Below are 14,599 nucleotides of genomic sequence, written 5' to 3' on the forward strand. Positions count from 1 at the left end.
CGGCGCTACGCGTCGCCTTCCGGCGGCCACGGCACCCCGTGTTCCGCGAGGAGGTCGGCGAACGCGTCCTCGTCGACGACGGGGACGCCCTCGGCGTCGGCGTCCGTCCGCTTCGACCGTCCCGGGCTCTCGCCGGCGACGAGGTAGTCGGTGTTGCCCGAGACGCTCGACGTGGCGTCGGCGCCGTGGGCCTCCACGTGTTCCTGCGCCTCGCTCCGGGTCGTCGACAGCGACCCGGTGAACACGAAGGTCAGCCCGGCGAGCGCGTCGTCGGTCTCGACGGCGACCGGTTCCGGGTCGATCCCGCGCTCGCGGAGCCTCTCGATCGCCGCCCGGTTCTCCTCGTTGTCGAGGAACGTCCGGATCGATTCGGCCACCTCGGGGCCCACGTCGTCGACGGCGCGGAGCTCCGCCTCGTCGGCGTCGAGGACCGCGTCGAGGTCGCCGAACTGCGCCGCCAGCGCTCGGGCCGTCGTCGCCCCCACGTCGGGGATCCCGAGCCCGGCGAGGAAGTCGTCGAGCGGGGGGTTCCGGGTCGCGTCCAGCTCGGCGATCAGGTTCTCGGCGCTCGTCTCGCCCCAGCCCTCCAGCGCGGCGAGATCCTCGACCGTGAGATCGTACAGGTCCGGCAGCGACTCGACCAGGTCCGCCTCGCGGAGCTGTTCGACGCGTTCGGGACCCAACCCCTCGACGTCGAGCGCGTCCCGCCGCGCCCAGTGTTCGATCGCCCGGTTCAGCTGCGCCGGACAGCCCAGCCCGCCGGTACAGAACGCGAGCGGCCCGTCGCGCTCGACGGGCGCGCCGCAGACCGGACAGCGCTCGGGGAAGTCGTAGGTCCCCTCGGAGCGCTTCTCGACCACCTCGGGGACGTAGGGGATCACGTCGCCCGCGCGGTAGATCCGCACGCGGTCGTCGACGTTCACGCCGAGCGCCTCGATCTCTGCGGGGTTGTGGAGGGTCGCCCGCGAGACGGTGACGCCGCCCACGTCGACCGGATCGAGTTCGGCGACGGGGGTGAGCCGCCCCGTCCGGCCGACCTGCACCGTGATTCCCTCGACCGTCGTGGTCGCGGTGCGGGGCGGGAACTTGTAGGCGAACGCCCAGCGCGGCGCCCGCGACGTCGACCCGAGCGCCTCGCGGTGCGCGCGGTCGTCCACGGCGATCACGACCCCGTCGATCGCGAAGTTCAGGCCCTCGCGGTCGGCCATGAGCCGATCGCGGTAGTCGAGCGCCCCCTCGATGTCGCCGACGCGCTCGACTCGATCGGTGCGCCGGAGTCCGAAGCCGTCGAACGCGTCGAACTCCGCCCAGTGGGTGTCGGGGCGCTCGGGTGCGCCGGCGACGTCTCCGTCCCCACCCTCCGGATCGCCGGCCTCCCACCCCAACACGTCGAAGAAGAAAATCTCGAGCGGACGCTCCGCGACCACCGACGGGTCCAGCTGGCGGAGGGTGCCGGCCGCGGCGTTTCGGGGGTTCGCGAACGGCTCCTCGCCGCGCTCCATCAGCGTCTCGTTGTACGCCTCGAACGCGTCGCGGGGCATGTAGGCCTCCCCGCGGACCGCGAGCCGGCTCGGCGGGTCGCCACGCAGTTTGCCGGGGACAGACCGGATCGTGCGGACCTGCTCGGTCACGTCGTCGCCCTCGATCCCGTCGCCGCGGGTGGCGGCGCGGACGTACTCGCCCGCCTCGTACACCACCTCGACCGAGAGCCCGTCGAACTTGGGTTCGCAGACGTACTCGACCGCGTCCGGGTCGAACCCCTCGTCCGCGAGCCCGCTTCGGACGCGCTCGTCGAACCGGCGGACCGCCTCGGCCTCGGTCGCGTTGTCGATGGAGCGCATCGGCGCGACGTGCTCGACCGTCTCGAGCTCGTCGAGCGGTTCGCCGCCGACGCGACGCGTGGGGGAGTTCTCGGTCGAGAGGTCGAACGCGTCTTCGAGCTCCTCCAGGCGAGCGAACAGCCGGTCGTACGTCTCGTCGGCGATCAGGGGGTCGGCCTCCACGTAGTACCGGTAGTCGTGCTCGCGGATCGCCGCCCTGAGCGACGACGCCTGCGCCGCGGCCTCGTCTTCGGAGAGGTCCGCGACCGGCTCGAAGTCGGTCGGCGGCGACTCCACGTACGGGTTCTCGTCCGGGTCCGCGTACCGGGGCGACGACCCGGAGTGCGCGCTCGTCATCGCCCGATCGTTGGGTCGGCCCGGGTTAAAAGCGAGCGTTCGGGGGCGACCGCTACGCGACGCGCTCGCCCGCGGCGAACACCGACTCCGGCTCCTGCCACGCCGTCACGTCCTCGGTCGGGTCGGCGGCGAGGACGACGAGGTCGGCGCGGTACCCCGCCTCGACGCGCCCCACGTCGTCGAGCCCGAGCAGGTCGGCGGCGTTGACGGTGGCCGCCTCCAGCGCGCCCGCGGGCGAGAGGCCGTAGTCGACCATGTACTCCAGTTCCGTGGGGATGTCCGCGAAGAAGTTGAACGGCGTGCCGGCGTCCGTGCCCATCGCGATCGGCACGTCGGCCGCCAGCGCGTGGTCCCAGGCGTCGCCGAAGCGCTCCGCGGCGTCCTCGCCCTTCTCGACGGCGTCCGCGGGGATGCCGGCCTCGGTCCCGTGGTCGACGACCCCGCGGAGCGCGCTCGCGGTCGGCACCCAGTAGGTCCCGCGCTCGGCCATCATCTCGGCGGCCTCGCGGTCCATGAACGTCCCGTGCTCGACGCTCGAAATGCCGGCCTCGACCGCGTTCTTGATCCCCTGCTCGCCGTGGGCGTGAGCCGCGGTGGGCGTGTCGGTCGGCGCGGCGGCGTCGGTGAACGCCGCCAGCTCCGCGGGGGTCAGCTCGGGGGCGCCGGTCACCGCGCCCTCGGTGAGGACGCCGCCCGTCGCCATACACTTGAGCACGTCCGCGCCCGCCTTCAGCTGTTCGCGGGCCGCCTTCCGGACCTCCGCCGGGCCGTCCGCCTCGCGCCCGAACCAGTTGCCGTGGCCGCCCGTCATAATCACGTTGCGACCGCAGGCGAGGACGCGCGGCCCGTCGACGTTGCCGGCGGCGACCGCGTCGCCCGCGTCGAGCGCGAGCGTCCCGCGGCTCCCCAGATCGCGGACCGTCGTGACCCCCGCGTCGAGGGCGTCTCGGAGGTTGCCGACCGCCCGGTAGCTCGCCGTGTAGTCGCTGTCGGAGACCGCGGTGGCCACGTCCGGCCGCCCGTCCATCATGACGTGGACGTGCGCGTCGATCAGTCCGGGCGCGACCACGGCGCCGCTCGCGTCGGTCTCGGTGTCGACCGCGTCCTCGCCGCCGATCTCCGCGACCGCGTCAGTCCCGACCGCGACGATCTCGCCGTCCGCGACCGCCACGTCGGCCTCGCGAGTCCCATCGACGTCGGCGACGCGGCCGCCTCGAATCAGGTGCATACCCCTACGAGGGAGCGTTCACGTCGTAAACGATCGGGTCCCGGTAGTTCGCTACACGTTGGTTCGTGTCACTTACCCATACCTATAACCAGTCGGCTGCCGATTTTCCGGTCATGACAAGCGAAAAGCAAGCGAGCTCGTCGAGCGGACTGTACGCGCGACGCATCGGGGAGCCGACCACCAACGACGAGGTGAACGGATTCTGGCTGTTCGGGTTCGGCGTGCTGCTCGGACTGGCCGGCGTCGTCCTGTTTTTCCTCACCGACGCCGCGACGACCGCCCGCGGGATCGGGTACGCGCTCGCGGCGCTGGCCCCGCCGTTCATCATGCTCGGCGCGGTGATCCGCTTCCCCCTCCGCCGAGCGGGGACATCCATCGGGTATCTCGGGACGGCGGTCAGCGTCGTCGGGGTCGTCTGGTTCGTGAACATCTTTCCCGACGGCTGGTTTACCGCCTCCGGCGACCCGGTCGTGATCGCGGTGTACGGGGTCGGACTCGGGCTCATCGGGCTCGCGGGGACGATCGTCCCGCTCATGTCTGACCCGGTTCGCGAGGACTACGAGCGGATGAAGAGCGAGGTGGCGGCCACGTCGGCCGAGCGCGACGAGACCAGCGCGGAGCTGGAGGCGACGCGCGAGGAGTTGGCGGAGGCCGAGTCCGAACTCGCGGCGACCAACGAGGAGCTGGCGGAGACCGAGTCGGCGCTCGACGACGCCCGCGCGGAGACGGCGGGGCTGCGCGAGAGCAAGGCGCGGTTCGAGCTGTTCGAGGACGCCGGCGGCAAGCCGCGCTGGCGGCTCCGCCACCGCAACGGCAACGTGATCGCGACGGCCGGACAGGGGTACAGCAGCCGCGGAAAGGCCCAGAAGGGGCTCCACAGCGTCCGGCGAAACGCGCTCGGCGCCGGCATCCTCCGGATCGAGACCCCGGTCGCGGAGGCCGAGGCGATCGCCGACGACGACGGGCCCGAGCCGGAGGACGCCGCGGATCCGGACGTTGCCGTTCCGAGCGAGGACGAGGAGATCGCGAGCGCGGCGACCTTCGAGCTGTTCGAGGACGCCGGCGGCGAGTGGCGCTGGCGGCTCCGCCACGACAACGGCAACATCGTCGCTGACTCCGGCGAGGGGTACGCCTCCAAATCGAACGGGAAGCGCGCGCTCGGCCGGATCCGCGAGCACGTCGCCGCCGCGGACTACCTCCAGGTCGACCCGACCGCCTTCGAGGTGTTCCGCGACGCCGCCGGCGAGTGGCGCTGGCGGCTCATCCACGAGAACGGGAACGTCATCGCGGACTCCGGCGAGGGGTACGCGTCGCGTTCGAAGGCCCGACAGGGGCTCGACAGCGTGCGGTCGAACGCCGCCGACGCCGCCCTCGAAGCGGTCGGCGAGGACGGCACGGACACCGAGGGGACCCCCGACGCGACCTTCGAGCTGTTCGAGGACGCGGCCGAGGAGTACCGCTGGCGGCTCCGCCACCGCAACGGCAACATCATCGCCGACTCCGGCGAGGGGTACGCCTCGGAGTCGGGCGCCCGAGACGCGATCGAGCGCGTCCGCGAGTACGGCCCCGCGGCCGACGTGCTGGAGGTCGGCAACGCCGCCTTCGAGATCTACGAGGACGCCGGCGGCGAGTGGCGCTGGCGGCTCCGCCACCGCAACGGCAACATCGTCGCGGACTCGGGCCAGGGGTACGCCTCGCGGTCGAACGCGGTGGAAGGAATCACGTCGGTGAAGCGGAACGCTCCGGGCGCGGAGACGGAAGCGGAGGCGGGCGAGGCGGGCGAGGCGGGCGAGTAGGTCGGCGCTGGCCGGGGTTCGATTTTTAGACGCCTGTCAGGACGCCGCTAAGAGTTTCAGCCGCAGGTCCCGCTCGTCGACCTCGTACTTGAACGCGGGGTGGCCGTCGACGAGCACGTAGGGGACGCGCTCGCCGTACTCCTCGGCCAGTTCGGGGTCCCCGTCGACGTCGACCATGTCGAGGTCGATCGCCACGTCGAGGTCCGCGGCGACCGCCTCGATGGTCTCGCGGGCCGCGACGCACAGCGAACAGTCCTCGCGGGTGTACACCGTGACGGGGACGGCCTCCGAGGCGTCCGTCTCGCTCATGCGCCGGCGTTGGGACGGCGAGGCCGAGTCGCTTTCGATCGGTCGCGCGGCGGCGGCGACCGCTCATGGCCGTCCCTACCGTCGGCGAGCGTCACCGAAAATGTGGATGCCGGGGCCGCGTCGACGACCGGCGAGGGTCGGATCGACCGGTTAGGCGATCTTGTCGTACTGCTCGGAGAGCTTGTCGGCGGCCTCGTCGAGCAGCTCCGACTCGTACTCGTCGAGCTCCCACTCGACGACCTCTTCGACGCCGTTCGAGCCGAGCTTCGCGGGGACGCCGAGCGCGGTGTCCTCGTAGCCGAACTCGCCGTCGAGCACGACCGAACAGGGGAGCACCTCGCCGGTGTCGTTGAGGATGGCCTCGACGGTGTGGGCGACGCCGGTCGCGGGACCCCACTGCGTGGCGCCCTTCCGGCTGATCACGTCCATCGCGGACTCCTGGAGGTCTTCGAGGATCTCCTCCTTCTCGTCGGCGTCGAAGCGCGGGTCGCGCCCGTTGACGCGCACCTTCGAGAAGACCGGGGCCTGCGCGTCGCCGTGCTCGCCGAGGATCGTCGCCTCGACGTTCTGTACGGGCGCGTCGAAGCGCTGGGAGAGGACGTAGCGGAAGCGCGCGGAGTCGAGCCGCCCGCCGAAGCCGACCACCTTGTGGCGGTCGCGGTCGCCCGCCTCGTACAGGTGACGGTTGAGCAGGTCCACCGGGTTCGAGGTGGTGACGGTGACGAAGTCGTCGTTGTGCTCGGCGATGGAGGCGCCGATGTCCTCCATGATGGGCGCGTTGTCGCCGGCGAGATCGATCCGCGTCTGTCCCTCCTTGCGCGGGATACCGGCCGTGATCACGACCACGTCGGAGCCGGCGGTGTCCTCGTACTCGCCCTGCCGGACGGTCGTGTTCGAGTCGTAGGCGACGCCGTGGTTCGCGTCGGCGGCCTGTCCGATCGTCGTCTCGCGCTGGTCCGGAATGTCGACGAAGACGAGCTCGTCGACCACGTCCCGCAGCGCGAGATTGTACCCGGCCGCGGCACCGACGGTCCCCGCCGCACCGATGACACTCACTTTTGTCATACCGTATGAAGTCGCGGTCGGGCGGCGAGTAAACGTTTCGGAACCGCACAATCTCCGTGCCGGTTTCGGGGCGCCGCGTCCGGCGGTCGCCGCTCCCGAGGCGTCGCTCTCGGAGCGGTCCGCTCGGCGGCGCGTCGCGAAAACCCTAACTCCGGCGGCCGCGCACTCCCACCCAGTGCCGACGTTCCGCTACCCGTGCCCCGGCTGTCGGACGACCAACAGCCTCCACGACGCCGACTGCGACTTCGAGGGCGTGAGCTGGCCGACCATCGAGAAGGCGTACACGGATCTCCTCACCGTCCTCACCGCCGAGCGCGACGGCATGGCCGAGTCGACGCTCCGCGAGGCGGTCCACGGCGAGTGGAGCGGCCTCCACAAGGCGGCGCTCGGCGCCCTGGAACGCGATCAGCGCGTCGTCGAGGACGGCGACCGGCTCCGCCTGCTCACCGCCGCGGAGTTCAAGGAGCGCGTCTCCGAGCCGACCCGCGACCCGATGCGCACCGTCTACGAGCACGGCTCGGTCCCGGGGTGTCACGACAACGCCGTCTTCGCGATGGTCGCGTGGTACGAGATGGTCGGCCTCTCGTGGCCCGAGACCCGCGAGAACGTGATCGAGTGGCTCCGCGAGTCCGGCGCGTGGGACCGCGGCGGCTTCGAGGAGTCGACGCCCGGGGAGCTCGTCGACGCCAAGCGCCACGTGTACGACGAAGGGTACGGCTGGAAGGAGAAGGGGCAGGCCGCGAAGCGCGTCATCGAGCGCCACCTGTAGGGCGGGTCGGGCCGACAGCGCGCGGGATCCCTTTTTAAGTTCGCGGGCGCCGCCTCACCGGCGTGACACACCCGGAAGCCGGCGCGGCGCCGGTCGACGACGCCGGCGGCGACATCGCGACGGACGCCGGCGACGATCCCTCGCGCTCGCCGCCCGTCGCCAACCCGCGGCGCGCGCTCGCCGTGGTGATCGGGGTCGTCTTCATCGACCTGGTCGGCTTCGGGATCGTGATCCCGATCCTCCCCTTCTACGTGCGGTCGTTCGGCGTCAGCGACGCCTTCATCGGCCTGCTCGCGGCGTCGTACTCCCTCGCGCAGTTCCTCGCGGCGCCGACGCTCGGCCGGCTCTCCGACCGGGTCGGGCGGCGCCCCGTGCTGCTCGCGTCGCTCGCGACCGCCGGCGTCGCGTGGGTGGCGTTCGGCTACGCCGGGGAGGCGGGCGCGGGGTTCGGGACCGTCGCCGCGCTGGCGACGCTGTTCGGTTCCCGGACGCTCGCCGGGGCGATGGGGGGGAACATCGCCGCCGCGCAGGCGTACGTCGCCGACATCACGCCGCGGGACCGGCGGGCTGGCGCGCTCGGGCTCGTCGGCGCGTCGTTCGCGCTGGGGTTCGTCTTCGGCCCGGCGATCGGGGGGCTGCTCGCCGCGGACGCCGTCGTGGCCCGCGCCGACGCCCTCCTCCCGGCGTTCGTCCCGGCGACCGCCTACTCGCTCCCGAGCTTCGCGGCGGCGGGGATGAGCTTCCTCGCGGTCCTCGTCGGGTTCGCCTTCCTCGAGGAGCCGAACCGGACGCGCCCGCCGGAGGAGGCCGGTACGAGGCGGTCCACCGCGATCGGCCAGTTTCGCGACGCGCTCGCCTCCGCGTCGCTCCGCCCGCTGACGGTCGCGTACTTCGTCGTCGCCGTCGCGTTCGCGGGCGTGCAGGTGATGTTCATCCCGTACGTCGCGGACGCGTTCGGCTACGACGCGACCGCCGCGGCGTTCCTCCTCACCTACGTCGGCGTCCTCGGCGCGGTGAATCAGGGCGTGCTCGTCGGGCGGCTCTCGCGGGTCGTCTCGTCGCGGACGCTCGTGGCGGCCGGGTCGGCCGTGCTCGCCGCCGCGCTCGTCGGAATCCCCGCGACCGGGCTCGTCGACCGGGTGGCCGGCGGCGTCGCGCTCGGCGGTCCCGCGTGGCTCACGCTCCCCCTCGTCGCGCTGCTCCTCGCGCTCGCGGCGCTCTCGCTCGGCAACGCCCTCGTGAACGTCTCGCTGGCGACGCTCGTGTCCACCTCCGCCGGCGACGAGGAGCAGGGGGCCGCCTTCGGCGTGACGCAGGGCGCGTCGAGCCTCGGTCGGACCGTCGGGCCGCCGCTGATGGCCGTCCTCTACACGGTCGCCGTCGCGTCCCCGTTCCTCGCCGGCGCGCTGCTTCTCGTCCCCGTGGCGGTCGCGTTCGGGCGGTCGGCGGGATAAGGCGGAGAGCAGCGTGAGGCGGGGAACGAAGTAAGGCGAGGAGCGGGGGAGAAGAGCGGCGCCGCGCGATAGCTTTACGCCGCGCGTGTCCCTCGTCACCGATACATGGCGCTCGAGTTCGTCCCCGCGTGGCCGGCGCTCGGCTCGCTCGCCGGCGGGGCGGGGGCGATCTGGCTCGCGTGGGCGATCCGAGACCGGCTCGGTCGCCCCGGGGTCGACTGGTTCCTCGGCGTGTTCGCCGCGCAGGCGACGTGGTGTCTCTCCTACGGGGTGGGACTGCTCGTCGCGGACCCGACGCTGCGGTACCTGCTGGAGCTGTCGACGTGGCTCGGGATCGTCTGGACCGGCGTGACCTTCCTCGGCTTCGCGCTGGCGTACACGGGGCGGAGCGACGTGGTCAGGAGCCGGCTGTTCGCGTCGGTCGTCGGCTTCGGGCTCCTCTCGACGGCCCTGCTGGTCACGAATCCGGCCCACGGCGCGTTCTGGACCGGGTTCGAGAGCGACCCGGTCTTCGGCGTCGAAACCGTCTCCTACGCGTTCGGGCCGTGGGCGTACCTCACCGTCGCCGTGGAGACCGTGCTCGTCGCCAGCGCCGTCTTCCTGCTGGTCGACACGCTCCTCAGCTACGGCCCCCTCTACCGCCGGGAGAGCGCCGCGGTCGCCCTGAGCCCGCTGCCGCCGGGGTTCGCGATCGTCGCGTGGGCGCTCGCGATCGGCCCCGTCCCGCAGCTCCAACTCGCGCCGGTCATGTTCGTCCCGCACGTCCTCCTCGACGCCTACGCCTTCGACCGGGCGGAGATGTTCGAGCGGAACCCCACGACCAGCCGCGCCGCCGAACGCACCGCGATCGACGACCTGACCGACCCCATCGTCGCGCTCGGGCTCGACCGGCGAGTCGTCCGCCTCAACCCCGCTGCCGAGACGGTGCTCGGCGTCGGCGCCGAAACCGCTCGCGACCGCCCCCTCGACGAGTTCCTCGACCTGCCCGTCCGCGTCGGCAGGGACGCGGGAAGCAACTCCGTCACCGACGAGATCGAAGCCGATGCCGGCGAGGCCGGTCTCGATCAAACCGATCCTGATCCCGACCCCGACGCCGGCGGCTCCCGCGAGACGGTCGAGATCGGCTCCGCGACCGGAACCGGTCAGCGCACCTACGCGGTGTCGACCTCCCGGCTGACCGACCCGAACGGGACCCACGTGGGATACACGGTCGTCCTCTCGGACGTCACCGAGCGCGAGCGCCGGCGGCAGCAGCTGGAGGTGCTCAACCGCATCTTGCGCCACAACCTCCGCAACGACGCCGGGGTCGTCCACGGCTACGGCGAGATCCTCCGCGACCGCCTCGATGACCCCGATCTGGTCCGGATGGCCGACGCGATCGAGCGGCGCGCGGGCGCGCTGGCGGCGCTCGGCGAGAAGGCCGGGACCGTCGACCGGCTCGTCTCCGACGGCGACGTGAGCCCCGTGGCGGTCGACGAACTCGTCGAGGAGGCGGTCGCCGACGCGCGGGGTCGCGACCCCGACGTGACCGTCGAGGCGGCGATCGCCGACGGCGACTGGACCACGCGCGTCAGAACGGACGCGCTTCGGGCGATCGTGGAGAACACCGTGGAGAACGCGCTCGACCACCACGACGGCGGGGGGAGCGAACGCGAGGACGGCGGGCCGTGGGTCCGCGTGTCGCTCCAGCGGGAAGTCCGCGGGGACGGCGCGGGCGGCGGGGACGACGCGGGGAGCGGCGGAGTCGCGGCTGGCGAGAGCGACGCGAGCGACGACGCCCGGTTCGTCCTCGTCGTCGAGGACGACGGCCCGGGCATCCCCGATCACGAGATCGAGGCGGTCGAGTCGGGGCGAGAGACCGCGCTCGAACACGGCTCGGGGCTCGGCCTCTGGGTCGTCGAGTGGGGCGCCGCGGCGATCGGCGCCGCGGTCGAGTACGCCGACCGCGAGCCGCGCGGGACGCGCGTGCGGGTGTCGATCCCGGTGGTGGCCGAGGCGTGATCTCGGGCAGGGGTGAACCGCGAACCGGAGGAAAAATCGCTTCTGGGGAGCGTCAAAACCCCGATGTCGGCCGTTTCAGTCGCTCTGGATTCTCGGGGCGAGCATGAACGTCACGTTCCCGAGCCCCTCGGCGAACCCGTAGTGGAGCTTGACGGGGAACTCCTCGCCGAGCTCGATGGTGACCTCGGCGTCGGAGGGGATCGCCTTGTTCATGTCCTTGAGGTAGTCGAGGCTGAACAGCGAGTCGGCGGGGCCGGCGGTGAGCGCGATGAGGTCCTCGCGAGCGAGTCGCAGGTCGACGTCGTCGGTGTCGCCCTCCGCCTCGATGAAGAACGCCTCGTCCGTCTCGTCGACGCGCAGGCGAATGTGGTCCGAGACCATGTCGGCGGCCTTGATCCCGCGGTCGATCTGGGCGCCCTCGACGACGATCTCAGAGGCGAGATCGAGGTCCGGGATGTCCGGCTCCTGCCGAATGGAGTCGGGGTCGATGAGCGCGAGGGTGTAGGAGAGCCCGTCGATTTCGATGTGGAGCTTGCGGGTCTCCTCGTCGAGTTCGAGGTGGATCAGGTCGCCGGAGTTGGCCATGCCGGCGATGTCCTCCAGACGGGCGAGGTTGACGCCGATGACGCCGCCGTCGGCCTCGTAGGACTCGAACGCGGCGGCCTCGAGCGTGAGATCGACCATGCCGACGTTGGCGGGGTCGACGGCCCGGATGGAGAACTCCTCCTCGTTTAAGCGGATCTTACACTCGTCGACCAACACGCTCACCGAATCGAGCGCGTCCTGTAGCGTCGACGCGCCCACGATGGCCTTGAACATATACGTTCGGCTAGGGCGGTATCACCTAAAAAGGCACCCGATCGGACCGGCACGAAAACCCTCAAAGCGACCGGATCAGCCGGGCGACGACGACCGCGAGCGTGAGCGCAGTTCGGACCAGTCGGAGGCGTTCGAGCCGGTACGCCATCGATTCGGGATCGCAGCCCTCGTCGCCCTCGGACCGATCCGAGTCCGGCCGAGCGCGGTCCGGTCGATCGGGGTCCGTCACCTCGGAGGGGTCGACGCCCTCTCGGGGGCGATCGTCGATCCGGTCGGAGCCGCCTCGGCGGCCACACCCGACGATACAAAGTTAATTCATAAGAATTCGAGCCGAATGCAAAGCGAAACTGAAAGTCGTCGGATGAGAGGTGGTTTCGGACGGGGGCGCGGCGTCGAACGGAAACGACGGCGCCGATCGGGCGCTCAGACCAGCGGTTCGACGATCGCGCGACCCTCGGCGAGCAGGTCGTCGACCGCCTCCTCCGAGTGGGCCTCGGCGTACACCCGGAGCTTCGGCTCCGTGCCCGAGGGGCGGACGAGCAGCCACGAACCGTCCTCCAGGAGGAGCTTGAACCCGTCGAGGGTGACCACCTTCGCGACCCCGTGGCCGGAGACCGAGTCGGGGATGTGGTGTTCCAGGTCGTCGAGGACGGCCTCCTTGCGGTCGTCGGGACAGTCGAGCGACACCCGTCCGGAGGCGATCGCGCCGTGTTCGTCGAGCAGGCGGTCGACCCGGTCGTCGAACGGCTCCGCGGCGGCAGTGCCCGCCGCTAACAGCGACATCAACACGCCGTCCTTCTCGCGGACGTGGCCGCGGAGCGTGAACCCGCCCGACTCCTCGCCGCCGAACAGCGCGTCGTGGTCCCCCATCGCCTCGGCGACCCACTTGAAGCCGACCGGGGTCTCGTACACCTCCTCGCCGTGCGCCTCCGCGATGCGGTCGACGAGGAACGTCGTGGAGACGGTTCTGACGGCCGGTCCGGAGTCGCTCTCCAGGAGCCGGTCGTAGCAGGCGGCGTAGAAGAGGTTCGCGTTGAGCACGCCGCGCTCGGGCGTGACGACCGCGATCCGGTCCGCGTCGCCGTCGTTGGCGATACCCAGGTCCACCTCGCTGTCGGGGTCGGTGACGCGGTCGGCCAGCGCCTCGAGGTGCTCGGCCGAAGGCTCGGGCGAGTCGCCGCCGAAGGTCACGTCGCGGTCGCAGCGCAGGCGGACGACCTCGGCGCCGGCCGACTCGAGGAGCGCGTCGGTGACGCCGCGCCCGCTCCCGTGCATCGCGTCGTACGCGACCGTGAGCCCGTCGAGATCGATGCCGTCGCCCCCGGTCGCCGCGCCGACGACCTCGCGGGCCGCGTCGGCGTGGTCGCTGACGAGGTCGACGCGGGAGATCTCGCCGCGCTCGGCCTCGGGGAGGAGGTCGGGCTCCGCGAGCCGATCGACCACGTCCTCCGTGACATCCGGGAGCGCGGGCGCGCCGTCGCTCGGAATGAACTTCACGCCGTTGTACTCGGGCGGGTTGTGCGAGGCGGTGATCATGCAGGCGCCGGCGAGACCGCGGTCGACGATGGCGTACGCGATGACGGGCGTGGGCGCGTCGCGCTCGGGAAGGAGCACGTCGAAACCGTTGCCCGCGAGCACCTCGCCGAGGCTCTCGGCGAACCCCTCCGAGGTCTCGCGGGCGTCGTAGCCGACCGCGACCGGCTCGTCGTGGCCCGCCGCCGCGAGGTGGTCGGCGACCGCCTGTCCCACGATCCGTACGCGCTCGTCGGTGAACGTGTCGAGCGTGGCCCGCCAGCCGTCCGTGCCGAAGGCAATCTTATCCATGTAGACCACGTCGGCGGCGGAGACAATAATGCCCGGTGTCCCTCGCGGGTCGGATGCGGGCGTTTCGGACTCGCTGCGTTTTTGCGCGCGGCATGCGAAGCGAAGTCATGACCCGAATCGTCGCCATCTCCGGCAGCCGCCGAGCGGCGAGCACCACGCGGGCCGCGCTCCGCGTCGCGCTCGACGCCGCGGGCGACGCCGGCGCCGAGACCGACATGATCGACCTCAGCGCGGTCGACCTCCCGCTGTACCACCCGGACGAGGACGCTCAGGGCGACAGCGAGGGGCTGAAACGCCGTGTCCGCGAGGCCGACGGCGTGCTCGCGGGGACCCCGGTCTACCGGGGGTCGTACTCCTCGACGTTCAAGAACTTCCACGACTTCTGCGGCTCAGACGAGTACGCGGACACCGCCGTGGGGCTGCTCGCGACCGCCGGCGGGGGGTCGTACGGCGGGACGCTCGAGCACCTCCGGTCGACGTTCCGAAACGTCCACGCGTGGACGGTCCCCCACGAGGTCGGGATAGAGAGGGCGTCGAAGGTCGTCGAAACCGGCGGGAGCGCGGCGGACCACGCCGGCGACCCGCGGATCACCGACGACGACCTCCGGCGTCGCACCGAGCGCCTGGGTCGGGTCGTCGTCGAGCACGCGGAGCGCCTGCGGGAGTGAGCTGCGGAGGCGGCCGTCGCCGCGGACCGCGCTCGCAGACGGCAGGGATTTCCCTCGCGGGACCGACCGTCCGCCGATGAGCCGCATCCGGCCGGCCGAACTCGACGAGCGCCTCGGAACCGACGACGAGCCGCTGCTGCTGGACATCCGTCCCGAGTCGGACTACCAGCGGGAGGCGATCGAGGGGAGTCGGAGCGTACCGGTGTACGACGACCTCCGCGGCGGCGACGACTCCGCGCTGCGGCGCCGGCTCGGAGAGATACCCGACGACCGCGAGGTCGTCACCGTCTGTAAGATGGGGATCGTCGCCGCGCGCGCGACTCGGGTGCTCGACGACGCCGGCTACGAGGCGTCGACGCTCTCCGGCGGCATGAGCGGGTGGAACGGGTACCAACGGGGGTCGTTCAGCTACACGCTCCGGTCGCTGTGGTGGCGGCTGCGTGGGTGACGGGCGCCCGAGGCGACGCGGCGCCCGAGACCCGCCGGGCT

13 protein-coding genes are annotated in these 14,599 nt (G+C 71.8%); 6 read left to right on the forward strand and 7 right to left on the reverse strand.

What is annotated here, in order from left to right; translation table 11 throughout:
• Window positions 1-5 precede the first annotated feature (5 nt).
• Window positions 6-2,177, reverse strand: coding sequence for an NAD-dependent DNA ligase LigA (gene ligA / locus ACT4MF_RS11710; RefSeq protein WP_444682730.1), 2,172 nt, complete (start codon window positions 2,175-2,177; stop codon window positions 6-8).
• Between the two features lie 52 nt (window positions 2,178-2,229).
• The gene (locus tag ACT4MF_RS11715) at window positions 2,230-3,405 is read right to left on the reverse strand and encodes a metal-dependent hydrolase family protein (RefSeq protein WP_099254776.1); all 1,176 of its coding nucleotides are present in this window, start codon (window positions 3,403-3,405) and stop codon (window positions 2,230-2,232) included.
• Between the two features lie 113 nt (window positions 3,406-3,518).
• On the opposite strand from ACT4MF_RS11715, the gene ACT4MF_RS11720 reads away from it, so the two are divergent.
• Window positions 3,519-5,201: an HVO_2922 family protein gene (locus tag ACT4MF_RS11720; protein ID WP_444682731.1), complete on the forward strand. Its 1,683-nt coding sequence runs from the start codon at window positions 3,519-3,521 to the stop codon at window positions 5,199-5,201.
• A gap of 36 nt (window positions 5,202-5,237) precedes the next feature.
• Here ACT4MF_RS11720 and ACT4MF_RS11725 read toward each other — a convergent pair whose 3' ends face one another.
• Both ACT4MF_RS11725 and mdh read right to left on the reverse strand, forming a co-directional pair.
• Complete coding sequence (locus ACT4MF_RS11725) at window positions 5,238-5,510, reverse strand: glutaredoxin family protein (protein ID WP_444682732.1); 273 nt, start codon at window positions 5,508-5,510, stop codon at window positions 5,238-5,240.
• 150 nt (window positions 5,511-5,660) lie between these two features.
• Window positions 5,661-6,575, reverse strand: coding sequence for a malate dehydrogenase (mdh, locus tag ACT4MF_RS11730; protein ID WP_099254779.1), 915 nt, complete (start codon window positions 6,573-6,575; stop codon window positions 5,661-5,663).
• A gap of 175 nt (window positions 6,576-6,750) precedes the next feature.
• On the opposite strand from mdh, the gene ACT4MF_RS11735 reads away from it, so the two are divergent.
• The 3 genes from ACT4MF_RS11735 to ACT4MF_RS11745 all read left to right on the forward strand — a co-directional run bounded on the left by ACT4MF_RS11735 (window position 6,751) and on the right by ACT4MF_RS11745 (window position 10,799).
• Window positions 6,751-7,344 carry a DUF7474 family protein gene (locus tag ACT4MF_RS11735; RefSeq protein WP_099254780.1) on the forward strand — a complete coding sequence of 198 codons (594 nt, stop codon included), beginning with the start codon at window positions 6,751-6,753 and terminating at the stop codon, window positions 7,342-7,344.
• 62 nt (window positions 7,345-7,406) lie between these two features.
• Window positions 7,407-8,798 (forward strand): MFS transporter, encoded by a 1,392-nt coding sequence (locus tag ACT4MF_RS11740; protein ID WP_444682733.1) that lies wholly within the window; start codon window positions 7,407-7,409, stop codon window positions 8,796-8,798.
• Between the two features lie 105 nt (window positions 8,799-8,903).
• Entirely contained in the window at window positions 8,904-10,799 is a 1,896-nt protein-coding gene (locus tag ACT4MF_RS11745; RefSeq protein WP_444682734.1) for a sensor histidine kinase, read from the forward strand.
• 75 nt (window positions 10,800-10,874) lie between these two features.
• Here ACT4MF_RS11745 and ACT4MF_RS11750 read toward each other — a convergent pair whose 3' ends face one another.
• The 3 genes from ACT4MF_RS11750 to ACT4MF_RS11760 form a co-directional block, all read right to left on the reverse strand.
• Window positions 10,875-11,618 carry a DNA polymerase sliding clamp gene (locus ACT4MF_RS11750; RefSeq protein WP_099254782.1) on the reverse strand — a complete coding sequence of 248 codons (744 nt, stop codon included), beginning with the start codon at window positions 11,616-11,618 and terminating at the stop codon, window positions 10,875-10,877.
• Between the two features lie 61 nt (window positions 11,619-11,679).
• A complete protein-coding gene (locus ACT4MF_RS11755) occupies window positions 11,680-11,847 on the reverse strand; it encodes a hypothetical protein (protein ID WP_444682735.1) in 168 nt (55 codons plus the stop codon).
• 194 nt (window positions 11,848-12,041) lie between these two features.
• Complete coding sequence (locus ACT4MF_RS11760) at window positions 12,042-13,442, reverse strand: phosphoglucomutase/phosphomannomutase family protein (protein ID WP_444682736.1); 1,401 nt, start codon at window positions 13,440-13,442, stop codon at window positions 12,042-12,044.
• Window positions 13,443-13,549: 107 nt separating this feature from the next.
• Between ACT4MF_RS11760 and ACT4MF_RS11765 the strand changes: the two genes are divergently transcribed.
• A complete protein-coding gene (locus ACT4MF_RS11765) occupies window positions 13,550-14,110 on the forward strand; it encodes an NADPH-dependent FMN reductase (RefSeq protein ID WP_444682737.1) in 561 nt (186 codons plus the stop codon).
• 76 nt (window positions 14,111-14,186) lie between these two features.
• Window positions 14,187-14,558, forward strand: coding sequence for a rhodanese-like domain-containing protein (locus ACT4MF_RS11770; RefSeq protein WP_444682738.1), 372 nt, complete (start codon window positions 14,187-14,189; stop codon window positions 14,556-14,558).
• The last annotated feature ends 41 nt before the right edge of the window (window positions 14,559-14,599 follow it).

Origin of the sequence: Halorubrum sp. FL23 (genome assembly GCF_052439115.2) — an archaeon.
Taxonomy (GTDB): domain Archaea; phylum Halobacteriota; class Halobacteria; order Halobacteriales; family Haloferacaceae; genus Halorubrum; species Halorubrum persicum.

Bases quoted from the DNA above. Each gene is read 5' to 3' on its own strand.
- ligA (WP_444682730.1), bottom strand. From the start codon at position 2,177: ATGACGAGCGCGCACTCCGGGTCGTCGCCCCGGTACGCGGACCCGGAC.
- ACT4MF_RS11750 (WP_099254782.1), bottom strand. From the start codon at position 11,618: ATGTTCAAGGCCATCGTGGGCGCGTCGACGCTACAGGACGCGCTCGAT.
- ACT4MF_RS11770 (WP_444682738.1), top strand. From the start codon at position 14,187: ATGAGCCGCATCCGGCCGGCCGAACTCGACGAGCGCCTCGGAACCGAC.
- ACT4MF_RS11720 (WP_444682731.1), top strand. From the start codon at position 3,519: ATGACAAGCGAAAAGCAAGCGAGCTCGTCGAGCGGACTGTACGCGCGA.
- ACT4MF_RS11765 (WP_444682737.1), top strand. From the start codon at position 13,550: ATGACCCGAATCGTCGCCATCTCCGGCAGCCGCCGAGCGGCGAGCACC.
- ACT4MF_RS11715 (WP_099254776.1), bottom strand. From the start codon at position 3,405: ATGCACCTGATTCGAGGCGGCCGCGTCGCCGACGTCGATGGGACTCGC.
- ACT4MF_RS11745 (WP_444682734.1), top strand. From the start codon at position 8,904: ATGGCGCTCGAGTTCGTCCCCGCGTGGCCGGCGCTCGGCTCGCTCGCC.
- ACT4MF_RS11725 (WP_444682732.1), bottom strand. From the start codon at position 5,510: ATGAGCGAGACGGACGCCTCGGAGGCCGTCCCCGTCACGGTGTACACC.
- ACT4MF_RS11760 (WP_444682736.1), bottom strand. From the start codon at position 13,442: ATGGATAAGATTGCCTTCGGCACGGACGGCTGGCGGGCCACGCTCGAC.
- mdh (WP_099254779.1), bottom strand. From the start codon at position 6,575: ATGACAAAAGTGAGTGTCATCGGTGCGGCGGGGACCGTCGGTGCCGCG.